Source organism: Azonexus sp. (genome assembly GCF_041909095.1).
GTDB lineage: Bacteria > Pseudomonadota > Gammaproteobacteria > Burkholderiales > Rhodocyclaceae > Azonexus.
In genome coordinates this window covers 153,365-160,085 of the sequence record NZ_JAYREB010000008.1, presented here as the reverse complement: position 1 = coordinate 160,085, position 6,721 = coordinate 153,365, and the positions used below count along the sequence as shown (strand labels likewise).

Genomic DNA, 6,721 nt, shown 5'->3' with positions numbered 1-6,721 from the left:
ATTGGAATCGAAGGTGCGTGGCGCAATGATGAAAATACAGAATCGACCGGAACGGGTTATGTCATATTTCAAGCACCAGAAAATCCAATATGCTGCGTAATGAACCTATTGGATTGCCGGGTTAATAGATTCAACGTTCCCACCATGCCATTACAAGTTGGCACAATTTGCGGGCAAATGGCAGGATGAGGTGCCCGCAAAACTATCTATACAAAAATAAGTAAATGTTTCGAATCGTATTTGACATTGGCTCATGGCTGTTGCGCCGAGCCTACTGGTTCATCGGGGTGACGCTCATCCTCTGGTTTGGGCTCCTCCTGTCGCAACAATGGCAAGTACTTCGCGAACTCGAGCAGAGCGTCGAATTTTTGGAGACAAACCAGAAAAGGATGCAATCGGAGCTAGCCGCGTCGCGGCAACAAGTTGAGACCTCGACGAATCGGCTCACGAAATTGCCTCACGAAATCGACAAGCGGATTCAGGTGCTGCAGACCGAAATTTCCGACAAGGAGGCCCGACTGAAAGAACTGGACACAGTCATGGGCAGATTGAACCCGACGACTCTGATCGGCTCAACACGTCTGAAAATCGAAATCGATCTGGCCCGACAGGAACTCAACTATCTTCAGGAATTTCGAGCACTCTCGCAAGGAATACCCAACCAGAAAACCAGATGCGCCAACCTCGTGGATAACCATCACAGGGCCCTTCGTGAGCATTCGATGCTTGTTGCTCAGCTTGACGAAATGGACCATAACGCCGGCCTCGTCGAGAAGCGAAACCCGTTTTCGGGCCACAACATAAGACGTAAGGTGCTGCTCAACAGAGCCAATGAAGTAGCGCAACGGACTTTCCAGTTGCAGGACCAGCACATGAGGTGTCAGCGACTGGTTATTGAGATGGAGAAGGGCCTGAAGAAAATTGGCGAGTTTAAGGTCAACAGTGCCAATGAAAACTCAGCGATCAAGGCTCTTGAGAAAGAGACCTCAATTTTCAGGAAGAAAGTCTCCGATCACTGGCTGCAGTCGCTGCTGATCGAACCTGTCCGCAAAGTAGCCCCCCTGGCTCTCTGGATCGTCGTTGGATTCATCGTGATGCCAATTGGCTTGAAGATAGTCTTTTACTATGTTCTCGCTCCTTTGGCCGAGCGCCAACGCCCGATCCGCCTTCTGGTAACGGAGTCGACAACAGACATTGCCTCAAACGGGGAAACCTCTTCGGTTTCCAAGCCTATCAGCTTGCGTCCCGGAGAGGATCTCATCGTCCTTCCTGAGTTCCTGCAAGCCTATACGCCGGACGACTGCCGCATCTCGGCAGAATGGTGGCTCAAGGGTTGCGGCATTCTCTCCAGCTACGCTGCTGGGATGCGCAACCTCACCAAGGTCAGCCCTCTGAACGAAACTTCAGTTGTTGTCTCGGTCGGCAAGGATTCCCTTAATGAACTGATTGTGATCGATGTGCCTGAAGGCGCATCTGTCTGCCTGAGGCCAACACACTTGATAGGAATCATCCGGCAGACCGGCGGCACGCTTGCAATTTCCAGACAGTGGCGGCTTTTAAATCTGCAGGCGTGGCTGACCCTGCAATTGCGCTACATCGTTTTCCACGGACCGGCAAAGCTGATCGTCAAAGGTTGCCGGGGTGTTGTAGTTCAAGATGCGCTAAACGGCGGCACTGTCTCGCAACAACTGACCATCGGATTTAGCGCTGACCTTGACTACGGTGCTCTTCGCGCCGAGACCTTCGCAGCCTATCTATTCGGTGGAAAGCCCCTCCTCAAGGATAGGTTCATTGGGCCTCGCGGCGTCTACGTTTATGAGGAAATCCCGCATCCGACCAAAAGCGGCGGTCTGGGTAGTAAAGGCATGGACGTATTTGTCGACGCGGCGCTAAGGGTATTCGGGCTTTAGTTACTCCCCGTGATCAACCTTCCGACGTGGCTGGAATTATCTGCTCGGCGGGCATTGCGCACATTCAAGAACATTATCATTATGTATGGGACTTAAACTGTGAGCAGAATTTTCATGTGCCATACTTCAGGCAGCGCGGTTAGCGCAACGGCTAAACCGCCCATGAACCCAATGGGTTGCATTACTTCCCCCGGAGACCCGGGAACATTTGCAAGGACGTAAATCGGACGGAGGGTCCATAATTTCTGCGCACGGCCGATGGAGGCGTTTGCATGTTTGGTTCCGGTCAGTCCGGCTTAGGGAGAAAGCATGAGTTTATTAAAATTTGGTGCCAGTAAGGTTCAGCCCAAGTTTGCACCGATGCGACCGAACCTGGACCAGTTTATCCGCTCAGACGCGACGTTTCTGACCGAGTATTTCAGGACGCTGGGGGCTATTGCGGCCTCGGACGGTACCGTCAACCTCGCCGAGTATGTCGCACTCCATGAGATTTTTGTCTCGGTGGAGCAAAGTGCACTCGCGTGCTTGATAATTCTCGATTCTCTTGAAAATCCAACTGACCTTAACAAGGCATTCAGTCGTCTAAAAAATGCCAGTCAGGAAATCGAACCGGCAACTGCTCGCTCAGCGTTCGAGGCTGCAAGGCCCCTACTGGTCATCCAAGGAAACGACAGCCGAAAGATCGCCCGGAATCTCGCGGAAAGCCTTGGCCATCAAACGACGCTAACGGAACTTGAGGAATTTCCAACTGACGAACACGAGCGACTTTGGAACACAGTCGCACGCCATTCGATGCGGTTGATCCGTGGGAAACAACTACTTCGCCTTGGCGAGAACTGCTTTCGCGCGACTGGGCAGCCTAGTATTGTCGATCATATCTGGAACTACGAAGAAGGAAAGATCACCCAGAAAGACCTTCAGGAGTCTATTGTCACGACGCTTCAACGAATCATCGAACAGGTCGACACCTATGAGGCGCAGCTTAGAGTAGCCGAACAAGTCCAGACCAGCGTGAACGGGCATGCTGCTTCGGCCGAAGCTCTTTTCGACCAAGTATCCCAACGCCTAGCCAACGTTGAATCCAGAATCGAATTCGAGAAGCGCTCGTTTGCTGAGGAAATCGATGATGCCGTTCACGACGCCGGTGACACCTTCGAATTGGAGGTTGGCAACCGATTGAAGACCGATCAGTGGAAACTACCTCAAGTATGGGAAAGCATTGCACGAACGAGTTTTTCGAAGGAGCTTGAGCGGCGCATTGATCGTATCGTTCGACGAAAGGAAGAATCTCTGGCCTTATTGAAAGATGAACTCCGCCTGTTTCAGGTCGAAATGAAACTATCCAGAACGTCGATTCTTGCGCGTATGCATCACAGCTATTTTGTGACCTTAATGCCAGCTTTGAGACCGACGACTCGGGTATTAAACGGGACAGATCAAGTCGCAGACGCCACGTTAGGCATTGGTTTTTTGTCTGCTGTAAGTGCTGGTGCCGCTATTTATTATCTGGGGGCTGCTCTCGTTATGCCAGTGATTGCGCCAGTGATCCCCTACGCCGGAGGTGCAGTTGCAGTTGCTGGAATATTTAAGTGGCTCACAGATTCGAACAAGCGCAAGGACAACGAAATTGCCAACAAGCGAAAGGCGTTCGAAGAAGCCTTTCGGGGGCGACTTAAAGATGCCGAAACTGCATTTAACAAGCAGTTAGATGAATTGGCCAACGAATTCCGTGATACCGCATCTGCATTCGTTCCTCCAATTATGCTGGAAGCTCAAGCGAGTGAGCGGCTTGCAGCGGTGCGCGTTCGCGTCGCTCGTCGGTTAATTGATCAGTCTAGGGCCAATATGACCACATTAATTGCAGAGGCTCGGACGATCGAAATCAAGACTTAGTTGTAGCCGAATTGTCCGTCAGCTTTTTTGACTATGACTGACGATTCCTGCCACTTTCGAATCGATGATCAATGTCGGCATAGGCCATACCCTTACCAGCAACTGTTTAGACACTCCGATGACGCCATCACATATTCGTTCAGTCGTAGAAAGCTTTTACAGCGACATCTGGAACCGACACGACAAGTCAAAAATTCCTGTTTTGCTTTGTGATGGCTTCACTTTTCGTGGTTCGCTCGGTCAAACGAAGGTCGGCCACGAGGGGTTTGGGTCATATGTCGATTTTGTGCACTCCGCCTTGGCGAGTTATCGCTGCGACATACTTGACCTCGTTATCGAGGGTTCGAAGGCATTCGCACGTATGCGCTTTTCTGGCATCCATCGGGGCGAGTTCTTTGGTTATCAACCTACTGGAAAACCTGTTGAGTGGCAGGGGACTGCACTCTTTTCGTTCGAGGGTGAGAAGGTCGCTGACTTGTGGGTGCTTGGCGATGTCCACGGCTTGCTCCAATTGCTTGAGAAGAATGCAAATGGCTAAAAAATTGCCATCTGGCGCGGCTCTGCGTGGCCTCGTTAGGTGGAAGCAGAGGTTGAATGTCTGCTTTGGCAGATAATGAATGCGCCCTATGGGTCGATTTGAGACGAAGTCACTCCCGATTCCGCTACCAGCGAGACACTGATCCTGCTCGATGCTTTCAGTACGAGCGTTGCATCCACGCAACACCTGTTGCATCCATGCCGAAACATCACCTTGACCCCCGCCCCATCCCCCCGCGATACTTCCCCCACGTTTTGCCAACCGCATTTTTTGAAAGGAGTACGACATGCCTGCACTAGATCACGAGGTTTTCCAGCGCTGAGCCGCAGGCGAGTCGTCGCCCGGAACGCGCTGATCAGCGAATCCGGGCCGGGAAATGAACCCTGGCCGTCCGCCGGGGTTTTTTTATGCCTTTTTGGCGGTTGACCGCAAAGTTTTCATTGCGGGCCCCCGAGTTCGACAGTTCAAGCCAAAAAAAGGCCATTTTCGAGAAGCCACCAACGCAGCCATGCGGGTTTCGAGGCGATTTTCCAAAAAGTCGTGTAGTGGCACGTCGATGGTTTTAGTGGCTATATTTGACAAGCTTTTCCGTGCTGGTAAAGTCTTGGCATGTTCCTCAAGATCACCCACTCCGGTCCGCGCCAATATCTCCAGCTTGTCGAAGCCTTCCGTGACGACGCCGGCAAGGCCAAGCATCGCACGCTGGTCACGCTCGGGCGCCTGGATCAACTGACCGACAGCCTGGATTCCGTCATCTCCGGGCTGCTCAAGGTGACCGGACGACCGGATTTCCTGAATGCGCCGTTGCCAGCGGTCGAGTTCGAATCGGCACGTGCGCTTGGCAACGTTTGGGCACTCAACGAACTCTGGGAATCGCTGGGCTTTGGCGAGTTGCGTCGTGTATTCCGTAAGACCCGGCACAGCATCGATGTTGAAGCGCTGATTCGGGTGATGGTGTTCAATCGCCTGTGCGATCCGGAATCGAAACTCGGTGTCTTGCGCTGGCTGGATACGGTAGCGATGCCGGGCGTTGAGGTGGAATCGATCACCCACCAGCATCTGCTGCGCAGCATGGATGCCTTGGTCGATCATCAGACCGACGTCGATGCCGTGGTCGCCAATCTGCTGCGTCCCTTGATCGACCAGGAATTGTCGGTGGTGTTCTACGACATGACCACCATTCGCACGGAAGGCACCTCTGACCAGGAAGGTGATGTCCGCCAGTTCGGCATGGCCAAGGAAGGCCTCATCGCCCGCCAGGTGATGCTCGGTGTCGTGCAAACAGGGGATGGCCTGCCGATCTATCACGAAGTGTTTGCCGGCAATACGGCGGAATCGCCGACGCTGTTGCCGACCTTGAAGACGGTGCTCGAACGCTTCCCTTCGATTCGCCGGGTGGTACTGGTGGCGGATCGGGGCTTGCTGTCGCTGGACAACCTGGAGGCGCTCTCCGATATCCGCCTGGAAAGCGGCGAGCCCCTGGAATTCGTGCTGGCCGTTCCCGGTCGGCGTTACAGTGAATTTACCGAGTTGCTGGATGCGTTTCAGGCGCAGTGTGCTGGAGCCGAACAGGAAATCATCGACGAATTGCCGTGGCGCGGCTTGCGCTTGGTCGTTGCGCACGATCCCGAAGTGGCCAAGGATGCCCAAGCTTTGCGCCGCGAACGGATCGAAGCACTGGAAGCGCAGGCGAACGCCTGGGCGGGCAAGCTCGATGCGCAGGATGCCGGGGTGAAGGCCCGTGGCAAAAAACTCTCTGACAGCGGCGCCAAGGCAAGGTTGTATCACGCGGTCAAGGACGCCCATCTGGCGAACATCATTCGTGTCGATTTGAAGAATGAACTCTTTGCCTACGAAATCGACCACGATGCCCTGGCACTGGCCGAACTGATGGACGGCAAATTGCTACTGGTGACCAACACGCCGGATTTGTCGCCGCAGGGCGTGGTTGACCGTTACAAGTCGCTCGCTGATATCGAGCGCGGCTTCCGGGTGCTGAAATCGGAGATCGAAATCGGCCCGGTGTTTCATCGGTTACCGGAACGAATCAAGGCACACGCCGCCATCTGCTTCATTGCCTTGATCCTTTACCGCGTCATGCGACAGCGACTAAGCAGCGCCGATGCGCAACTGTCGCCTGAGCGGGCGCTGCAGGAGTTGCAGAAGCTTCAGCATCATCAGATTCGTATCAACCAGGCCGAACGGCCAGTGACAGGCATCTCGCGTCTTTCCGACACACAGGACCGCGTCTTTACCGCTTTGAGATTGAGAAAACCGACGCAACCACAGCAACTTTCTCTCTTGTAGTACACGTTTTTGAACTACGGTTCATATAAAACAACAGCTTACGCGTTTAACTGTCGAACTCGGGCGGGCCGGA

At 53.5% G+C, this 6,721-nt stretch carries 5 protein-coding genes; all 5 read left to right on the top strand.

All coding sequences use genetic code 11. The features are described 5' to 3' along the window. A partial coding sequence (locus ACE3OV_RS14715; RefSeq protein ID WP_374328146.1) for a hypothetical protein occupies positions 1 to 189 on the top strand: 189 nt, incomplete at its 5' end. A gap of 35 nt (positions 190 to 224) precedes the next feature. Then, the gene (locus tag ACE3OV_RS14710; protein ID WP_374328145.1) at positions 225 to 1,910 is read left to right on the top strand and encodes a hypothetical protein; all 1,686 of its coding nucleotides are present in this window, start codon (positions 225 to 227) and stop codon (positions 1,908 to 1,910) included. 309 nt (positions 1,911 to 2,219) lie between these two features. Next, positions 2,220 to 3,803: a hypothetical protein gene (locus tag ACE3OV_RS14705; RefSeq protein ID WP_374328144.1), complete on the top strand. Its 1,584-nt coding sequence runs from the start codon at positions 2,220 to 2,222 to the stop codon at positions 3,801 to 3,803. A 64-nt stretch (positions 3,804 to 3,867) separates the two neighbouring features. Continuing rightward, positions 3,868 to 4,341, top strand: coding sequence for an ester cyclase (locus tag ACE3OV_RS14700; protein ID WP_374328142.1), 474 nt, complete (start codon positions 3,868 to 3,870; stop codon positions 4,339 to 4,341). Positions 4,342 to 4,950: 609 nt separating this feature from the next. Then, positions 4,951 to 6,648 (top strand): IS1634 family transposase, encoded by a 1,698-nt coding sequence (locus ACE3OV_RS14695; protein ID WP_374328141.1) that lies wholly within the window; start codon positions 4,951 to 4,953, stop codon positions 6,646 to 6,648. The last annotated feature ends 73 nt before the right edge of the window (positions 6,649 to 6,721 follow it).

Bases quoted from the DNA above. Each gene is read 5' to 3' on its own strand.
- ACE3OV_RS14710 (WP_374328145.1), top strand. From the start codon at position 225: ATGTTTCGAATCGTATTTGACATTGGCTCATGGCTGTTGCGCCGAGCC.
- ACE3OV_RS14705 (WP_374328144.1), top strand. From the start codon at position 2,220: ATGAGTTTATTAAAATTTGGTGCCAGTAAGGTTCAGCCCAAGTTTGCA.
- ACE3OV_RS14700 (WP_374328142.1), top strand. From the start codon at position 3,868: ATGATCAATGTCGGCATAGGCCATACCCTTACCAGCAACTGTTTAGAC.
- ACE3OV_RS14695 (WP_374328141.1), top strand. From the start codon at position 4,951: ATGTTCCTCAAGATCACCCACTCCGGTCCGCGCCAATATCTCCAGCTT.